Origin of the sequence: Acinetobacter sp. UBA1496, assembly GCF_002324975.1 — a bacterium.
GTDB lineage: Bacteria > Pseudomonadota > Gammaproteobacteria > Pseudomonadales > Moraxellaceae > Acinetobacter > Acinetobacter variabilis.
In genome coordinates this window covers 68,104-83,500 of sequence record NZ_DCRI01000093.1, presented here as the reverse complement: position 1 = coordinate 83,500, position 15,397 = coordinate 68,104, and the positions used below count along the sequence as shown (strand labels likewise).

Sequence of the window (15,397 nt, the reverse complement as noted above, 5' to 3'; positions counted from 1 at the left end):
AACCAGTACAACCAGTACAACCAACTAAACACGTTGAGTCTAAATTACCGCAATACTTACCACCAGTGACACAGCCTCAAACCTCTGAACCTGTCATTCAGGCAGTACCTGATCCTGTTCAAAAACAGGGTTTCAGTCAGATTGAAGGGGTGGAATATGTGGATAGTGAATATCTGGAAAATAAAGAATTTAATCTGGAAGGTAAAAAACGTTTCTACAGTATGCCTGAAGGGATAGTTGATAAAAATATTGGGTCAACACGTGTACAGACGATTGAGCGTGAAAAAGGAGTGGGACAGTCGATTATAAAATCCTTGTTTCAACAACCTGCTGTAGATTCTGGTCCAGTCGTACTGGCCCAAACCTACTACCGTATTTCTCAGCCTGAATCTGTAGAAAGCTTAGGTAAGCAGTGTTTTAAAGATAAAAAAGTTAAGAATGCGAAAGAGATTAGTGCAGGTAAATCCATTAATCTGTGGCCACGGGCACCACTGAAATCAGATGAGTTTGATTATGAAATTGTGAAGCTAAAATCTGATATTAAAAATATTCAGATTCAGTCTTATGCTTCCCGTCAGAACAATCCTGCCTATTACTGGCCATTTGTTGTATTTCTGGATGAACGAGGCTGTGTTTTAGAAGGGGCGGGCGGTTTCAAAAATCAGGAAGCACAAGCCAATATTATTCAACATGAGAAGATACAGGGAATTATTCAGATTCCTGCGCAAAGCCAATATATATTAATGACCCCACTCGCTTCAGCCATAGATGTTGAAGACAAGATGCTGACAAATTATGGACGACTAAAACTAGTCGCCATTCGATAAGGACGATTCGAGTAGAATAAGATGAAAAATAAAATATTATATCCATTTGCTTTCACTGCTTTATTTGCCGCCCTCAGCGGATGCGGAGGTGAAAGTGCGAATGTTATACCAGAACAAAATGATGAAGCCACCACGAATGGTTCCTGCTCTGCTACTGCAACGAATTGTCTGGAATGGGGGCTTGAATATCCAATTGATGGTCTTAACTTTAATTGTAGTGGTGATAAAGAAAATACCTTCATTACTTTATTTGACCAAAATGATGGGGTGGCGTCAGGCACTTGTCAAAAAGCAGATAGTATCGAATTTTATCTAAAAAGTTTTAGTGATACCAAAATCAAATTGGGTACTGTCAAGCTCTCTGAATATATGAACCTCAGTACATCGAGCCAATTACCCCGACTAAGTGTACTTGATATTGCCAAGGGAATTACCGGTCGTAACATTGCCAGAATCGAACAGACAGATCCAACCGTACAGGTGGCGATGAAACTGGTGAAAATCTGGCAGACCTTGGCACTGGAAAAAGGCCGTATCTATAATCCGACGGATGTACAGCCCTTGTATATCACAGAGGATATGCGAAAGAATCTGGGCAAAATTAATAATAAAGATATCAGCCTGACAGATGCAAATTTGGCAGAAACCCTTAAACCTTTTATTGATATTAGCCAGATTAGTGATGATCAGGCCTTTGAAGTCGTAAAAAAACTGGCCAATATTGCCAGTGCAGCAGTATATCAACCGGAATTTTCTCTGTTCTCAACTTCAGGCATTATTAGTAGTAACTTGACTGGTTCTGATGGTCTGGCGGGTTGTAATAAATCTGTATGTGACATTAAAGATAAAACGACTAAATATTTATTTGGACATTTTATCCTGATTACAGACCGACAGGGTTATACCTTCGGCAGTGGACTACAGTGGCGTGACACTCAGCTAAAACTGGGCTCCAATAATCTGGGATCTTTGGGTGGCATTAATGCGGAATTGATCCGTAAAATCAAACCACAGCAAATTACTGCAGTACCGCAAACCAGCTGGATTAGCCCTGCCACGAGAATGCTTTCATCAAATGCACCATATAAAATGAATGTGGCTAACAACAGCAATCCATTAGAAATTTACCAAGGTCGTTTGCTGAGCGATTATGTGATTGCCGGTAAAGAAGCATTTTATAAGATGGCTACAGGTAAAACTGAACTCAGCGATGCTGATCGTGCCAGTCTTGGCTTATGGCGTTTTAATGCCGATGATGACAACTATAGTGGCTCAATTGATCTTTATAAAATTTTCCCGATCAGCTATCTGGATCGTCAAGTTTTTAGAACAGCTGAAAATGTAGAGCCAGGTGAAGAATATATTTTCCCAATGTATGGCAACATGGAGTTTAAATTTAGCGAAAACTCAATTAGCCCTGTTACAGTGGGTGTTGTGATTGATAGTAATGGTGATGTGCGTACCAATATGCAGTCCGCAAGCAATCTTGCAACTGATAGCATTAATGGTTGCCAGGGAGATATCTTACCGGCTGGACTTAAAGACAATAACGGCGTTCAACAATATCGTCTCGGTACCTTAGGCCGTGCATTTATAGATGAAAAAACAGTATCTATGCGACTGGTCTTCGCTGATCCTGTATTTGGTTCATTAAATGGTGCCCTAGTAGGTATGAACTCCACTATTCAGGCTTCAACCAATACAGATGATAAGATTGTGATTGGTGGGGCATTACTCAATTTATCTAATGTACTGAATGGAACCAGTCGTGTGGGCTTTACCAACTCAGCTGGAGAAAGCGTAGGTTGGGCGAATACTTATGCCAGCTTCCAGAAAGTTTATAATAACAATAATACTGATGAAACGACGGAGGAGACCAATCTGGCCAAGCTAAGTGGCGGAAGTGTTTCATTTAAATTAGCGGATTGTTATAGCATCAAAACAAAATAATGAAAAAAGCCCATCATTTGATGGGCTTTTTTATAAAAAGACATTTTAACCTGTGTGATCCAAACGAGTACCCAAGGTCTCTAGGTGCATCGGGAAACTATTGGTTTTACGGTCTTCAAAATAATGACGAAGCGTATGCTCTACACTCGGGAAAGCCAGTTCACTCCAGGGAATTTCATCTTCATTAAATAAACGTGCTTCAATGGTTTCTTCGCCTGCACCAAATTTTCCATCAATCAGTTGAGATTTGAACAGGACATAAATCTGGCCAATCCGCGGAATATTGTACATGCAGTACAGCTGTTCAATATCCACTTCAGCTTCGGCTTCTTCACGGGTTTCACGAGCTGCGCCCTGTTCCATGGTTTCAAACAGTTCCATATAGCCGGCAGGTAGGGTCCACAGTCCATAACGTGGTTCAATTGCACGGCGGCAGAGCAGGACTTTATCTTCCCAGAGCACCAATGCACCGCAAATCACTTTTGGATTAATGTAATGAATATATCCGCATGTAGTACAAACCTTGCGAACCTTCTGATCGCCTAAAGGAATTTTCTCTGTTGTTTTATGTCCACAGTTCACACAGAAGTTCATATTCATCATCAATGATAACAGTAAGGTCAGGATAACTGAAAAATCAAAATTTGGCATCATTTCTATCCCGCCAAATCAAAAATCAGCTATGATGAAATTATAGTCGCATAGGGAGCTGAATGAATGGATGAGCTGGGATTAATACAACGCTTGCAGAAACATTTACGATTTTCCAAACGGATTCAAACTGCACAGGCTGCTGTATTAATTGCGATCACAGATGAAGCTGATCCCAAAGTTTTGCTGACACGCCGTTCAGCTTATATGAATAATCATGCAGGGGAAGTCTCTTTTCCAGGTGGTAAACGCGACCCTCAAGATACCAGTAATATTGTAGTGGCTTTGAGAGAGGCGTATGAGGAAACGGCGCTTAATCCATTTGATGTGCATCTGATCGGGGATCTCCCGATGCAAAAGGCACGTAACGGGATGCTGGTTAAGCCTGTGGTCGGTTTAATTCCGCCTACCATTCAACTCATTCCTCAGCCGACAGAAATTGACCGGATTTTCTTTGCTTCCTTACAGCATTTGCTGGAAGCTCAGCCCATGCCTTATGAAGTACGGTTTGCCCAGCAGTCCCTATATTTCCCAAGTATGCGGGTGGAAAATGAGATTGTCTGGGGACTGACCGCACGTATGCTGATTTCACTATTTCAGTACGGGCTGGACTATAAAAAAGATTGGCCATTTTTACTTAATTCACCTGCGTTTAAACGCTCAAAATTTTTTAACCGTTGAACAGGATTTCAGCCATGTTATATCAATTTCAGGGACATTCACCAAAAGTAACGCATCAGCCATGGGATGGTTGGGTGGCACCTACAGCGACAGTCATTGGACAGGTCGAATTGGGCAAGCAGGTGAGTGTCTGGTTTGGTGCCGTCGTTCGCGCCGATAACAGCAAAATCCGTTTAGGTGACTTCACCAATGTTCAGGAAAATGCAGTGCTACATACCGATGCTGGCATTGAAATGAACATCGGGAATTATGTGACCATTGGTCATCAGGCCATGCTGCATGGTTGCACCATTGGCGATAATAGCCTGATTGGAATTCAAGCAGTGATCTTAAATCATGCCGTGATTGGCAAGAATTGTATTATTGGTGCCAATGCCCTGATTCCAGAAGGGAAAGTAATTCCTGATAATTCGGTGGTGATGGGCTCACCAGGCAAAGTCGTGAAAACTTTAGATGATGCCAGTATTCAAAAACTGAAAATGAGTGCCATGCACTATGCTGAGCATTTCCAGAAATTTCAGGATATGGAAGAAGTACAGCTTTAGGCTGTTATCTGAATAATGTCCTCAGTTAAGCCTAGAATTTTCTAGGCATTTTTGTATCTGGCTTGGGAAAATCTCGCCTAGAAGATATGAGTGGAGTATTATATTCGACGTTTTTTATATTCTCTGAATTAAGGTTGTGCATGAAAGTGCTGGCATTGGAAACTGCCAATGAGCAGTGTTCCGTCTCTGTGATCGATGATACTCAAGAACTATTTTTTCAGCTTGATGCGCGCGCCAAGGCACAAACGCAAACCATTCTTCCAATGATTGAACAAGGTCTCAATGATTTAGGCTGGGCTGTGTTTGATTTGACAGCGATTGCCTTTAGTCGTGGCCCGGGATCGTTTAGTGGTGTTCGTATCAATGCGGCTGTAACTCAAGCTTTGGCTTGGTCAAATGATCTGCCTGTAATTCCGGTATCCACTTTACAGGCTTTGGCGCAAGCGGCATATCGTTTGCATGGTTTAACTGCAGTAACTGCAGTACTGGATGCACGGATGAATGAAGTCTATGTCGCCAGTTATCAGTTAGATGCTCAAGGGATTATGCAGGCTGTTGATGAAGAACAGCTTTTGAGTTATGAACAAGGTGCTGAAGCAGTTAAATTTACTGTGGTGGGTTCAGGTGCCAATCTAGTTCAAGAAACAGCATCCGAATATAAAAATGTCAGTGCAACAGCACAGGATATTGCCATGATTGCGCGTGCAGCAGCAAAAACAGAAAATTGGGTCAGTGCAGAATTGGCACTTCCGGTATATTTACGTGATAACGCATGGAAAAAAATTCCAGAACAAGGCAAAGCATAATTAATCAGGATTAAGCATGGATCTTTTACTGCTGCTGAAAGCAGCAATTATGGGTATTATTGAAGGTATTACCGAGTTTTTGCCTATTTCCAGTACTGGGCATCTGATTTTGGCTTCAGAATTAATGAATTTCTGGACCAAAGAAAAAAGCGATGTTTTTGTCGTCGCAATTCAGATGGGGGCAATTGCCGCGGTTATTTATGAATATTGGGCACGGCTTTGGGGTGCAGCAACTGGGATCGTAAGTGGTGAACCGCAAGGACGCCGTTTAGGGATTGGCCTGATTCTGGCCTCTATTCCCATTGTGCTGATTGGCCTGACCCTAGGGCAAACCGTAAAAGAGCTGCTATTCAATAATATTGCGATTGCCATTGGCTTGATCGTTGGTGGTCTGATCATTATCTGGATTGAAAAGAATCCACCTAAGGTGCGTGCCCACGAAGTTGAAGATCTGACCGTGAAAGATGCAATCTGGATCGGTCTGATTCAGGTCTTATCCCTGATACCGGGAACTTCACGTTCAGGTGCGACCATTATCGGGGCGATGTTCCTTGGCGTATCACGTAAGGCTGCAACTGAATTTTCATTCTTCTTGGGGATTCCGGTCATTATCGGTGCAGGCCTGCTCGATCTTTATCAAAGCTATGATGTTTACAGTACCACAGAAGACTGGACAGTTCTGGCAGTCGGTATCATCGTATCGTTCATCTCGGCGCTTTTATTAATCCGTGCCTTGGTAGCCTATGTGGCAAAACGTGATTTCATGGTTTTTGCTTGGTATCGCATTGCCTCAGGTTTACTGATTTTATTATTTGCCTTTACAGGTTGGAGATTATGGTAAGCACGATTCGCTTATATACCGAATCTGAGTATCAAGAGAAAGCACAGCACTTCGAGGCTGTGCTTTCTTCTCGTGATGTAGAGGTTAGTATTGAGGTTATTGAAAAGCTGAATGCACGTTTCTTGCGTTTACATCCCGAACTGGCGCTGTGTGTTGATGCTGACGGCCTATGGCTCTGTGCCAATGGCATGAAAATGCAACCAGATTGGCAAGCAGAAGTAGGGCGCTTAAAACGTGCCTCTTTAAAATCGGAAATGATTGCTCGTGCTTGTAATTTGGGAGAAAAGCCGACTCTTGTCGATGCGACAGCTGGTCTAGGTCATGACAGTCTGTTGATGGCACATTTGGGTGCTCAGGTCACCTTGGTCGAACGACATCCTATTTTATTTACCCTGCTTGAAGACAGTCATCACCGAGCGAAAAAGGATACTTTTCTAAGTTCGGTGGTTAAGCGGATTCATCTGGTTTTTTCAGATTCTGCAGACTATCTGAAATCACAGGCTGAGCAGAATGCGGTCGTTGATGTGGTTTATCTGGACCCGATGTTTCCACAACGTGACCAAAACCAGCAGGCACCGAAAAAGCAGGCACAGGTGAAAAAACAAATGCAGTTATTACATCTGCTTTTACCGGAAGATGGTGAAATGGATCTGGGAGATAATCTCTTAGAATTGGCACAAAAAATTGGCAAGCGGGTGGTGGTGAAACGTCCTCGTTTGGCCGTATTTTTAGCTGGAAAAGAGCCAAATCATCAATGGTCTGGTGATGCTTGCCGTTTTGATGCCTATTTTCAGCATGAACTGGTTACTTAATATGAGAATTGCTTCAAAATAGATCAAGGATTTGTTATATATTTAAAAATTGGCATTGATAAAACTTATATCAAGCATAAACTTATTGGGCACATTAGCGAGCCACTCATCTCCCTGAAATCATATGATCGACTTTAAACCCTCCATCAATTTTTGGCACGATTTTAAAAGCAACCAAATTGCCGGGATGTGGTTATTTCTGGGATCTCGGCGTTCGCTGCAACTGGTGCGTCCCTCTATTTTACAACTGGTGTTCTGGGGCATTTTGGGCGGCTGTGCTAATAGCCTGTTTAGCTGGCTCAGTTCCGGCCGCATGGGAGATTTTAACTCTCAAGGTCTGATCAGTTATGCACTTTGGCCCTTTATTGCCTTGATTGTCGGGATTTTCTTGTCCCAGCGAGTGAATAATCCTCGTCTGATGCTGGTGCCAGCACTACTCTGGCTAGTGCTGGATACGCATATCATGCTGTTCCAGAGCCTGATCCAGTATCTGGGTGATCTGGATTATCTACCCTATATTTTCTACACCTATATTCCGACCCTATTTGTCATGCTGTTTGTCTGGCAAAGTCTGGCTGTGGTCTGGGTAATTTCACGTGAATTAAAATGGCCGTGGTGGGAACGGGCACTGATTATGCTGGCCACCCTGTTTACTTTGGTGGTGTGGCAGATTTCGGTGAAAGATCAGCCCATCTGGAAAGTTGAAGAAATTCCACCAAGTTTTGCTGAAGATGCTTTCTATACTCAGCCGATCTTGCTGAACAAGGCACTAGATGCAATTGAATATGGCGAATTTGCACAATCGCACTGGTACTTCATGGGCGTCGCTGGCGCGAGTTATCAGGATGTGTTCTATTCAGAAATAGAGCGGATTAAAAAGCAGTTTGATACCCGGTTTGGGACTTTCGGCCGTTCGATTATGCTGGTAAATCATCCAGCAACACGGACTGAAATTCCGCTTGCTTCTAAAACCAGCATGGAACTGGCCTTGCGTCGTATTGGCCAGCAGATGAACCGGGAAAGTGATGTACTGTTCCTGTATATGACCTCACATGGCTTGCCAAATGAATTTGAAATGGAAAATGCGCCGCTAGATCTGGCATCAGTCGATCCAAAATGGTTGCGTGATACTCTGGATGCCTCAGGTGTGCGCTGGCGAGTGATTGTCATTTCCGCTTGTTTTTCAGGAAGCTTTGCTTCGGCTCTGCAGAATGATAATACCTTGATCATTACTGCTTCTGCTGCTGACCGTCAGTCATTCGGTTGTTCGAACGAAGCTGACTATACTTATTTCGGCCGTGCTTTCTTTGATGAGGCCATGCGTGAAAATAACAGTCTGAAAGCCTCTTTTGAGCAGGCCAAGACTACAGTGGCTAAATGGGAAGCCGCTCAAGGATTTGAACCGTCAGAACCACAATGGGTGATTGGCAAAAACATGGAATTGATGTTGCCACAACTGGAACAGCGTCTTTTCCCTCCAGCGACGACCACTTCAGCATCTCCGTCTGTCGTTTTGGCTCCATAAACCAATCTACAACTTTAGAAAATAGAAAAAGGAATGATGATGGAACTGGTACAGAATAATCGAAGCTTTGAGGGTGAACAGCGGATTTATAGCTTTGAGTCTAAAATATTAAAAAAACCAACCAGATTTGGCATCTTCCTGCCGCCACAAGCTCTGGAAGGCCAAAATTGCCCGGCTTTATTTTATTTAGCTGGCCTGACCTGTACTGAAGAGACTTTTGCAATCAAGGCACATGCCCAGCGTTTGGCTGCCCAGCTTGGCCTGATTCTGATTACACCAGACACTTCACCACGTGGAGATGATGTTGCCAAAGGGGATCACTGGGATATCGGGCAGGGCGCTGGCTTTTATATCAATGCCACTCAAGCACCGTGGGCTGAACATTATCAGATGGAAAGCTTTATCGTCGATGAGTTGTATGAACTGGTGTGTGAAGAGTTTGTAGTGCAGGCAGATAAGATCGGGATTTTCGGTCATTCCATGGGTGGACATGGTGCTTTAACTTTGGCTTTTAAATATCCGGAAAAATTCTGTTCAGTTTCGGCATTCGCACCGATTTGTGCACCGAGCCAATGTCCATGGGGTGAAAAAGCATTCTCGAATTATCTGGGTGAAAACCGCGAAGAATGGTTGAAGCATGATGCAACTGCGCTGGTTCAGGAAAAGGGTGCACTGTTTAGCGATATCCTGATTGATCAGGGCTTTTCTGACCAGTTCTATAGCCAGCTGAATCCGGCTTTATTTCAGCAAGCCTGCGATGCCGTGAACCAGAAATTAACCTTACGTGAACATCAGGGTTATGATCATGGTTACTATTTTATTCAAAGCTTTGTAGATGACCACCTACAATTCCATGCCGTGCAATTAAATCCATAAGCCAAGCAGCAAAAGCGAAGTAAATTTAAAAGTACAATGAAACTCCAAGAATAGGTCATATTTTTGGAGTTTTTTATATGAATATCAAATAAATATAATAAAAATGACATATAAGTTGCTATTCAAAAATCAGGTAGAACCAGTTGCAGTTAAGAACACGATGCACAATAAGCCTGAACCAGAGATTGGACAGCCATCACCTTCACTAGAAAAACACAGCTTCAAATTTCATGGTAGTGCCACTGAATATTTTGGAATCTGGATGGTGAATCTGATGTTAACCATCATTACGCTTACTTTGTATAGCCCTTGGGCAAAGGCACGCCGTATCCGCTATTTCTACGGTAATACCCAATTGTTAAGAACATCGCTTTGACTTCATTGCCATGCCAAGCCGATATTGGCGGGGTCGGGGGGCGTAAACCGATTATCGAACTGCCTGAAGATCGCCGGATTGAATTTTTGACCAAAGCACCGCATTGGCTGAAGATTAAATCCAAAGAAATCTATCATGCCATATGGAAATTTGAACGTTCTCCACTCCTGATTTTCTTCTCGATGATTATCGTGATATGTGCGGTAATTTTTATTCTTAAATGGGGGATTCCTCATACCTCCCAGCAGCTCGCTCAATTACTTCCCGAACAGACCTTGATCGAGGTAGGAAATCAAACTGAGCAGAAATTAATTGAGCAAACTGAGTCATCCAAGCTCTCCGCAGAGCATCAAGCACGTCTAAAAAAATTGTACGAACAAAAAATCGCGGTAGGGCAACCTGCAAAGATTATTTTCCGTCAAGGTGGAGAAACTATGGGGCTTAATGCAGCAGCGATTCCAAACAATACTATTATTGTTACCGATGAACTGGTCAAGCTCAGCGGTGCAGATGAAGAAGTCCTTGCAGTACAGGCACATGAACAAGGTCATCTGGTGCAAAAACATAGTATGCAAAAAGTGATTTCCAACTTGAGTGCAGCAGGATTATTTGCCTTGGTAACGGGAGATTTAAGTGATGTGGTGGCGGCATCTATAGCGGTACTCGCCGATGCGGGATATTCACAGGCGCTTGAACTTGCTGCGGATGATTATGCCATGCAACATTTGCATCAACAGCAGATCTCCAGTATTCATTTGTCGAACTTTTTGCAGCGGGTGAAAAATGCCAGAATACTGGCAGAGGAATCACAAACCTTAAAAATGAAAAATTTCACTCTCAATATCGATGGAAAAGACCGGCACCTGACAGAAACTGAACTGAAATGGATTCGCCTGATCGGGAAGTTTAAAAAATATCTGGAATCACATCCCGAACTGGATAAAAGAATTAAACGGATTCATGCTTTTAATGAACAGGCGAATCATCATTTTTAGCTTCTGATCATTATTATGCTTTGATTATCAAGGATTTTTCGTGCTTATCTTTGCCAGTCGGCAGTCAGATTTTCCTGTCCCATACGGATCAGATGATCCAGCACTACATTTTCAAGTTTATTCAGGTCAGTGGAATCAGCATTGCTCTGAATCGTTACGGTAAGATGATCTGCCTCGGGTGTCAGACTCACTTCTGCACTTGGAAAATGAATCAGGAAATTTTGTTCGGTTTCATCAATATTAAATTTATGTTTCCAGTGATTGGCCAGGCGTTTGGTAATTCGTGAAGCTTGTTGCGTCTGGATATGGGCAATACTTTTCATCAATTTTCTACACTATTCATCATTATCCTGTACTTTAAACCAAGCGGTGATGCTGGCATAAGCCTCAAAGCGTTACACAGCGTTTTAATCTTGCAACATCCAAGTCACAGTAGCAGGACTGGATTTGGTATAATGAGAAAAATCCAATTTCACTTAGCCAGGTCCTTTCATGTCCAAGCCTTATTTAATTGCACCTTCTATTTTGTCTGCCGACTTTGCCCGTTTAGGTGAAGAAGTTGAAAATGTACTTCAGGCCGGTGCAGACGTTGTGCATTTCGATGTTATGGATAATCACTATGTACCCAATTTAACCTTTGGCGCAGGTGTATGTAAGGCATTAAAAAAATATGGTATTCAGGCACCTATTGATGTGCATCTCATGGTGAAACCTGTAGATCGCATGATTGGTGACTTTCTGGAAGCAGGGGCTGACATTATTACGTTTCATCCGGAAGCATCTGATCATATTGACCGTTCTTTACAGTTGATCAAATCGGGTGGTGCTAAAGCCGGTCTGGTATTTAATCCAGCGACACCATTGCATTATCTGGATTATGTACTGGATAAGGTTGATCAGGTATTGCTAATGAGTGTGAACCCTGGCTTTGGTGGACAGAAATTCATTCCAATGACTTTGGATAAATTACGTCAGGCGCGCAAGATCATTGATGCTTCAGGTCGTGATATCCGCTTAGAAGTAGATGGCGGTGTGGGACCAGCAAATATTCGTGAAATTGCAGAAGCTGGTGCAGATATGTTTGTGGCCGGTTCAGCGATTTTTGGCAAGCCGGATTATAAAGCTGTGATTGATGAAATGCGTAGTGAGCTGGCTAAAGTCGGTCAAATCCAGCTTTAATCTCTAAAATGTTTAAGGTGCATAAATCTGTGGATAACTTTATGGATAAGTGTGTAAATATCTATGTTGATAACCATATGGATGTGTTGCATATTTTGTAATCGTTTGTAGCCTGATTGATTGTATATTGGACAAAATTTGTATAAAAAGAACTCGATTGGAGTTCTTTTTATATATGTCAGCCCTTGATTTTAGTGGTCGTTTATTCATCAAAGGTTAATAATCAAGCCAAACAAAAAGTGATCAATAGGTCTTATTTTTGTGTTTCATTGTGTATGATCTCCACGCTATTTTTAAATTTAATTTATGTGCATAACTTAATAATATGGACTTATTCCTTGTTTGTTTTTCTTACTCAAGTTTCTGTAATGCCATAACACGATGTCCCATGTTGGCGTTCCTTAAGATAGGCTGAAATCTTCAGGTTGTCCTGAGCATTTGAGTAAGACATGGTTAATTTAATTCTCATTCAGTCAAATTTTGTAAATGGCAGGTTGGTTTTACCGTCTGCTTTATAAAATGTCTATTTTTTAGGGGGAACGACCTCCCTTGTTGATTAAGTTTATAAAATTCAACAAGAAAAATCGTCAGGACGGCCTGACCCTGTTAATTAGGAGGAAGGCGATATGGCCTGGATTATACTTGTATTCGCTGGGCTATTTGAGATTGTCTGGGCCTATTCTATGAAGCTCTCAGAAGGTTTTACCAAACTCACGCCGAGTATTTTTACGATTGTTTTTATGGTGCTCAGTTTTGTATTGTTGGCCTATGCCATGCGTACTTTGCCTTTAGGGACTGCCTATACCATCTGGACGGGCATTGGCGCAGTTGGCTCATTTCTGGTCGGTGTTATAGTTTTAGGTGAACCTGCTTCTGCTATGCGTATGCTGGCTGCGGTGCTGATTATTTCCGGACTTGTTTTGATGAAATTATCCTCCTCCTAAGAGCTGTTGAGCAGTTCTGATTTCGAGTAAAATAAAAACTGGCAAGCTTGATTCTGTAGGAGTAGGGCCATGCAACTCAGTTATATTTATATGGACTCGCCTGTAGGACAGTTGCAGCTGGTCGCCAATGAAACGGCGCTGGTAGCTGTACTCTGGGATTGTGAAAAACCGAATCGGGTCAGGTTGGCAACTCTGGTTGAAGATCCACAGCATCCCGTATTGATAGAAGCTCGGCGTCAGCTTCAGGAATATTTTGCCGGTCAGCGCAATGTTTTTGAGTTGCCTTTGGATTTTGCCGGTACTAATTTTCAGAAAAAAGTCTGGCAGGCTTTGCTGAATATTCCTTATGGACAGACCCGAAGTTACCGGGAAATCGCTGAACAGGTCGGTAATGTTAAAGCAGTACGCGCCGTGGGTGCTGCCAATGGTAAAAACCCGATCTCGATTATTGCACCTTGTCATCGGGTGATTGGCAGTAGCGGTAAGTTGGTAGGCTTTGCAGGCGGTCTGGATAAAAAAGAAATTCTGTTAAATATTGAGAGAACCCATTAAGATCAAAATCATAAAATTAATGAAAATTAAAATATGGATCTGTTCGCAACACAAATCTTAGGCCAACTCTGGTCCAGTTTATGGTGGGTTCTTCTACTTTTTATTGGTTTAATCGTATTTAAGTTATTTAAACCATTTTTAAAAGGGAAGCTGGGAGAATTCGCTGTTGCCACGCATGTCAAACTTTATCTGAAAGACCCTGAGTATCGATTATTAAATGATTTGACTCTTCCGGATGGAGACGGGGGTACAACCCAAATTGATCACCTTTTATTAAGTCCTTATGGCCTGTTTGTGATTGAAACCAAAAACTATAAAGGCTGGATCTTTGGTGGCGAGCGACAAAAGACTTGGACGCAAAAACTTTATAAAAATAGCTATAAATTTCAAAATCCGATTCATCAGAATTATAAGCACATCAAAGTTCTGGAGCAGTTGCTGGCTGATATTATCGAGCCAGACCAGTTGCATTCTGTGATTGTATTTATGCCAGATGCGGTATTCAAAACCCCAATGCCAAATTATGTATTTCGAGGCGCAGGTTGGACAGATTATGTAAAAGGCTTTAATCAGCGAGTTATTTCTGATACCAAGATTAAACGTATCCAGATTCGCTTGGAGAAGGAAGTACTAGAAAAATCCTGGAAAACCAACCGTGAACATGTCGCAAATTTAAACAGGCGGCAATCCGAACAGAAAAGCCTTTGAATCATTCAAAGGCTTTTTTCTTAATTTTTCGAGGCTTTTAGCTTTTCAGTAATTTCAATCAGCTGTTTAATCCGTTTAACCTCATCCCAGAGTGCTTTGGCTTCAGGATAATGCTTGGACATCATCCCCAGCCATTGTTTGTAACGGCCGACCATATTCATTTCCTTTTTATAGGAACCATTCAGGAAACGAATTTGCAGTTCAAGCAACTCATTCCAGGTGATGAGCGGCTCATCAGAATTCTGGCGAATACATTGGGTCAGATCAGGTGTAGTGACTGCACCACGGCCAATCATCAGGTCTTTACAGCCAGATTCTAGCTGGCATTGTTTCGCATCAGCATTGGTCCAGATTTCACCATTGGCAATCACATTGATTTTTAGTGCTTCACGAATTGGTTGCAGTTGATCCCAGAAGGCTGGCGGAGTATAGCCATCGGCCTTGGTCCGCGCATGAACAGTGACCCAGGCCGCTCCAGCATCTTCAATGGCATGCGCATTTTCCATCATGAAGTTGCGATCCATATAACCCAGACGCATTTTCGCCGAAACCGGGATATGTGCGGGCACTGCATCACGAACAGCTTTGACCAATTCATAAACGACTTCAGGTTCATCTAGTAGTACTGAACCACCACGGTGACGGTTTACGGTTTTGGCTGGACAGCCGAAATTCATGTCAATTGCAGGTGCGCCCATAGCAGCGACTTTCACTGCATTGGCTGCCAGCATTTCCGGGTTATTTCCCAGAAATTGTACATGCACTGGCGTACCGGTAGCAGTTTTGCCCTCATTTAACAGTTCAGGGCAGTAGGTGTGATAGATATGATCTGGCAGCACCGAATCCGTGACACGAATAAACTCGGTTACACACCAGTCGAAGCTCCCGACGGATGTCAGTACATCACGCATAATCGGGTCAGTTAAGCCTTCCATGGGTGCAAGAACAAGTTTCAACGGTCAACACCTGTTAATTCGAAAAACGGTGTTATACGGCTTTTTGGCGGGAAAGTCCAGGCAGTTTAATTTTCATATGAATTGCAGAAAAAGATTAATCCTGAATGAGTACTTATTGAACTTTTGCTATCTAAATAAAAAAACCTTAAATCGGCTGATTTAAGGTCTGGATT

Annotated in this window: 17 protein-coding genes and 1 pseudogene; 15 read left to right on the top strand and 3 right to left on the bottom strand. The window is 42.5% G+C overall.

Translation table 11 applies throughout. The features are described from left to right. Together filE and B3143_RS10825 are read left to right on the top strand one after the other, a co-directional pair. Positions 1–827: putative pilus assembly protein FilE (gene filE, locus B3143_RS10830; protein WP_286740504.1), on the top strand; the 827-nt coding region annotated here is incomplete at its 5' end. A 21-nt stretch (positions 828–848) separates the two neighbouring features. Beyond that, positions 849–2,777, top strand: coding sequence for a hypothetical protein (locus B3143_RS10825; RefSeq protein WP_286740503.1), 1,929 nt, complete (start codon positions 849–851; stop codon positions 2,775–2,777). Between the two features lie 45 nt (positions 2,778–2,822). Here B3143_RS10825 and B3143_RS10820 read toward each other — a convergent pair whose 3' ends face one another. Beyond that, on the bottom strand, positions 2,823–3,371 hold the full coding sequence (locus tag B3143_RS10820; protein ID WP_262738344.1) for an NUDIX hydrolase: 549 nt from the start codon (positions 3,369–3,371) through the stop codon (positions 2,823–2,825). A gap of 123 nt (positions 3,372–3,494) precedes the next feature. Between B3143_RS10820 and B3143_RS10815 the strand changes: the two genes are divergently transcribed. The 9 genes and pseudogenes from B3143_RS10815 (at position 3,495) to B3143_RS10775 (ending at position 10,885) form a co-directional block, all read left to right on the top strand. Beyond that, positions 3,495–4,109, top strand: a complete 615-nt coding sequence (locus B3143_RS10815; protein WP_004783401.1) for a CoA pyrophosphatase — start codon at positions 3,495–3,497, stop codon at positions 4,107–4,109. Positions 4,110–4,123: 14 nt separating this feature from the next. Beyond that, on the top strand, positions 4,124–4,654 hold the full coding sequence (locus B3143_RS10810; RefSeq protein WP_034170616.1) for a gamma carbonic anhydrase family protein: 531 nt from the start codon (positions 4,124–4,126) through the stop codon (positions 4,652–4,654). A 140-nt stretch (positions 4,655–4,794) separates the two neighbouring features. Continuing rightward, positions 4,795–5,460 (top strand): tRNA (adenosine(37)-N6)-threonylcarbamoyltransferase complex dimerization subunit type 1 TsaB, encoded by a 666-nt coding sequence (gene tsaB / locus B3143_RS10805; RefSeq protein WP_034170617.1) that lies wholly within the window; start codon positions 4,795–4,797, stop codon positions 5,458–5,460. A gap of 16 nt (positions 5,461–5,476) precedes the next feature. Continuing rightward, positions 5,477–6,301: an undecaprenyl-diphosphate phosphatase gene (locus B3143_RS10800; RefSeq protein WP_286740500.1), complete on the top strand. Its 825-nt coding sequence runs from the start codon at positions 5,477–5,479 to the stop codon at positions 6,299–6,301. Then, entirely contained in the window at positions 6,295–7,113 is an 819-nt protein-coding gene (locus B3143_RS10795) for a class I SAM-dependent methyltransferase (RefSeq protein ID WP_034170619.1), read from the top strand. The genes B3143_RS10800 and B3143_RS10795 overlap by 7 nt, the downstream gene beginning before the upstream one ends. Before the next feature lie 124 nt (positions 7,114–7,237). Continuing rightward, entirely contained in the window at positions 7,238–8,638 is a 1,401-nt protein-coding gene (locus B3143_RS10790) for a C13 family peptidase (protein ID WP_286740495.1), read from the top strand. Between the two features lie 39 nt (positions 8,639–8,677). Beyond that, a complete protein-coding gene (fghA, locus tag B3143_RS10785; protein WP_005234179.1) occupies positions 8,678–9,514 on the top strand; it encodes an S-formylglutathione hydrolase in 837 nt (278 codons plus the stop codon). A gap of 160 nt (positions 9,515–9,674) precedes the next feature. Further along, positions 9,675–9,927 (top strand): annotated as a pseudogene (locus tag B3143_RS10780) (DUF898 family protein); the annotation flags it as partial. Next, complete coding sequence (locus B3143_RS10775) at positions 9,887–10,885, top strand: M48 family metallopeptidase (RefSeq protein WP_286740492.1); 999 nt, start codon at positions 9,887–9,889, stop codon at positions 10,883–10,885. The pseudogene B3143_RS10780 and the gene B3143_RS10775, both read left to right, overlap by 41 nt. Before the next feature lie 44 nt (positions 10,886–10,929). Here B3143_RS10775 and B3143_RS10770 read toward each other — a convergent pair whose 3' ends face one another. After that, a complete protein-coding gene (locus B3143_RS10770) occupies positions 10,930–11,208 on the bottom strand; it encodes a DUF2218 domain-containing protein (protein ID WP_286740489.1) in 279 nt (92 codons plus the stop codon). A 169-nt stretch (positions 11,209–11,377) separates the two neighbouring features. On the opposite strand from B3143_RS10770, the gene rpe reads away from it, so the two are divergent. The 4 genes from rpe (at position 11,378) to B3143_RS10750 (ending at position 14,268) form a co-directional block, all read left to right on the top strand. Beyond that, positions 11,378–12,064 (top strand): ribulose-phosphate 3-epimerase, encoded by a 687-nt coding sequence (rpe, locus tag B3143_RS10765; RefSeq protein ID WP_034170624.1) that lies wholly within the window; start codon positions 11,378–11,380, stop codon positions 12,062–12,064. 626 nt (positions 12,065–12,690) lie between these two features. Next, a complete protein-coding gene (sugE, locus tag B3143_RS10760) occupies positions 12,691–13,008 on the top strand; it encodes a quaternary ammonium compound efflux SMR transporter SugE (protein WP_034170625.1) in 318 nt (105 codons plus the stop codon). Between the two features lie 69 nt (positions 13,009–13,077). After that, a complete protein-coding gene (locus B3143_RS10755) occupies positions 13,078–13,560 on the top strand; it encodes a methylated-DNA--[protein]-cysteine S-methyltransferase (RefSeq protein ID WP_286740487.1) in 483 nt (160 codons plus the stop codon). A gap of 33 nt (positions 13,561–13,593) precedes the next feature. Continuing rightward, positions 13,594–14,268 (top strand): nuclease-related domain-containing protein, encoded by a 675-nt coding sequence (locus B3143_RS10750; RefSeq protein ID WP_286740485.1) that lies wholly within the window; start codon positions 13,594–13,596, stop codon positions 14,266–14,268. A gap of 20 nt (positions 14,269–14,288) precedes the next feature. Here the strand turns inward: B3143_RS10750 and B3143_RS10745 are convergent, their stop codons facing one another. After that, a complete protein-coding gene (locus tag B3143_RS10745) occupies positions 14,289–15,224 on the bottom strand; it encodes a tRNA dihydrouridine synthase (protein ID WP_286740484.1) in 936 nt (311 codons plus the stop codon). Positions 15,225–15,397: the final 173 nt, after the last annotated feature.

Coding starts and splice junctions, on each gene's coding strand:
- B3143_RS10825 (WP_286740503.1), top strand. CDS start 849: ATGAAAAATAAAATATTATATCCATTTGCTTTCACTGCTTTATTTGCC.
- B3143_RS10820 (WP_262738344.1), bottom strand. CDS start 3,371: ATGAACTTCTGTGTGAACTGTGGACATAAAACAACAGAGAAAATTCCT.
- B3143_RS10815 (WP_004783401.1), top strand. CDS start 3,495: ATGGATGAGCTGGGATTAATACAACGCTTGCAGAAACATTTACGATTT.
- B3143_RS10810 (WP_034170616.1), top strand. CDS start 4,124: ATGTTATATCAATTTCAGGGACATTCACCAAAAGTAACGCATCAGCCA.
- tsaB (WP_034170617.1), top strand. CDS start 4,795: ATGAAAGTGCTGGCATTGGAAACTGCCAATGAGCAGTGTTCCGTCTCT.
- B3143_RS10800 (WP_286740500.1), top strand. CDS start 5,477: ATGGATCTTTTACTGCTGCTGAAAGCAGCAATTATGGGTATTATTGAA.
- B3143_RS10795 (WP_034170619.1), top strand. CDS start 6,295: ATGGTAAGCACGATTCGCTTATATACCGAATCTGAGTATCAAGAGAAA.
- B3143_RS10790 (WP_286740495.1), top strand. CDS start 7,238: ATGATCGACTTTAAACCCTCCATCAATTTTTGGCACGATTTTAAAAGC.
- fghA (WP_005234179.1), top strand. CDS start 8,678: ATGGAACTGGTACAGAATAATCGAAGCTTTGAGGGTGAACAGCGGATT.
- B3143_RS10770 (WP_286740489.1), bottom strand. CDS start 11,208: ATGAAAAGTATTGCCCATATCCAGACGCAACAAGCTTCACGAATTACC.
- rpe (WP_034170624.1), top strand. CDS start 11,378: ATGTCCAAGCCTTATTTAATTGCACCTTCTATTTTGTCTGCCGACTTT.
- sugE (WP_034170625.1), top strand. CDS start 12,691: ATGGCCTGGATTATACTTGTATTCGCTGGGCTATTTGAGATTGTCTGG.
- B3143_RS10755 (WP_286740487.1), top strand. CDS start 13,078: ATGCAACTCAGTTATATTTATATGGACTCGCCTGTAGGACAGTTGCAG.
- B3143_RS10750 (WP_286740485.1), top strand. CDS start 13,594: ATGGATCTGTTCGCAACACAAATCTTAGGCCAACTCTGGTCCAGTTTA.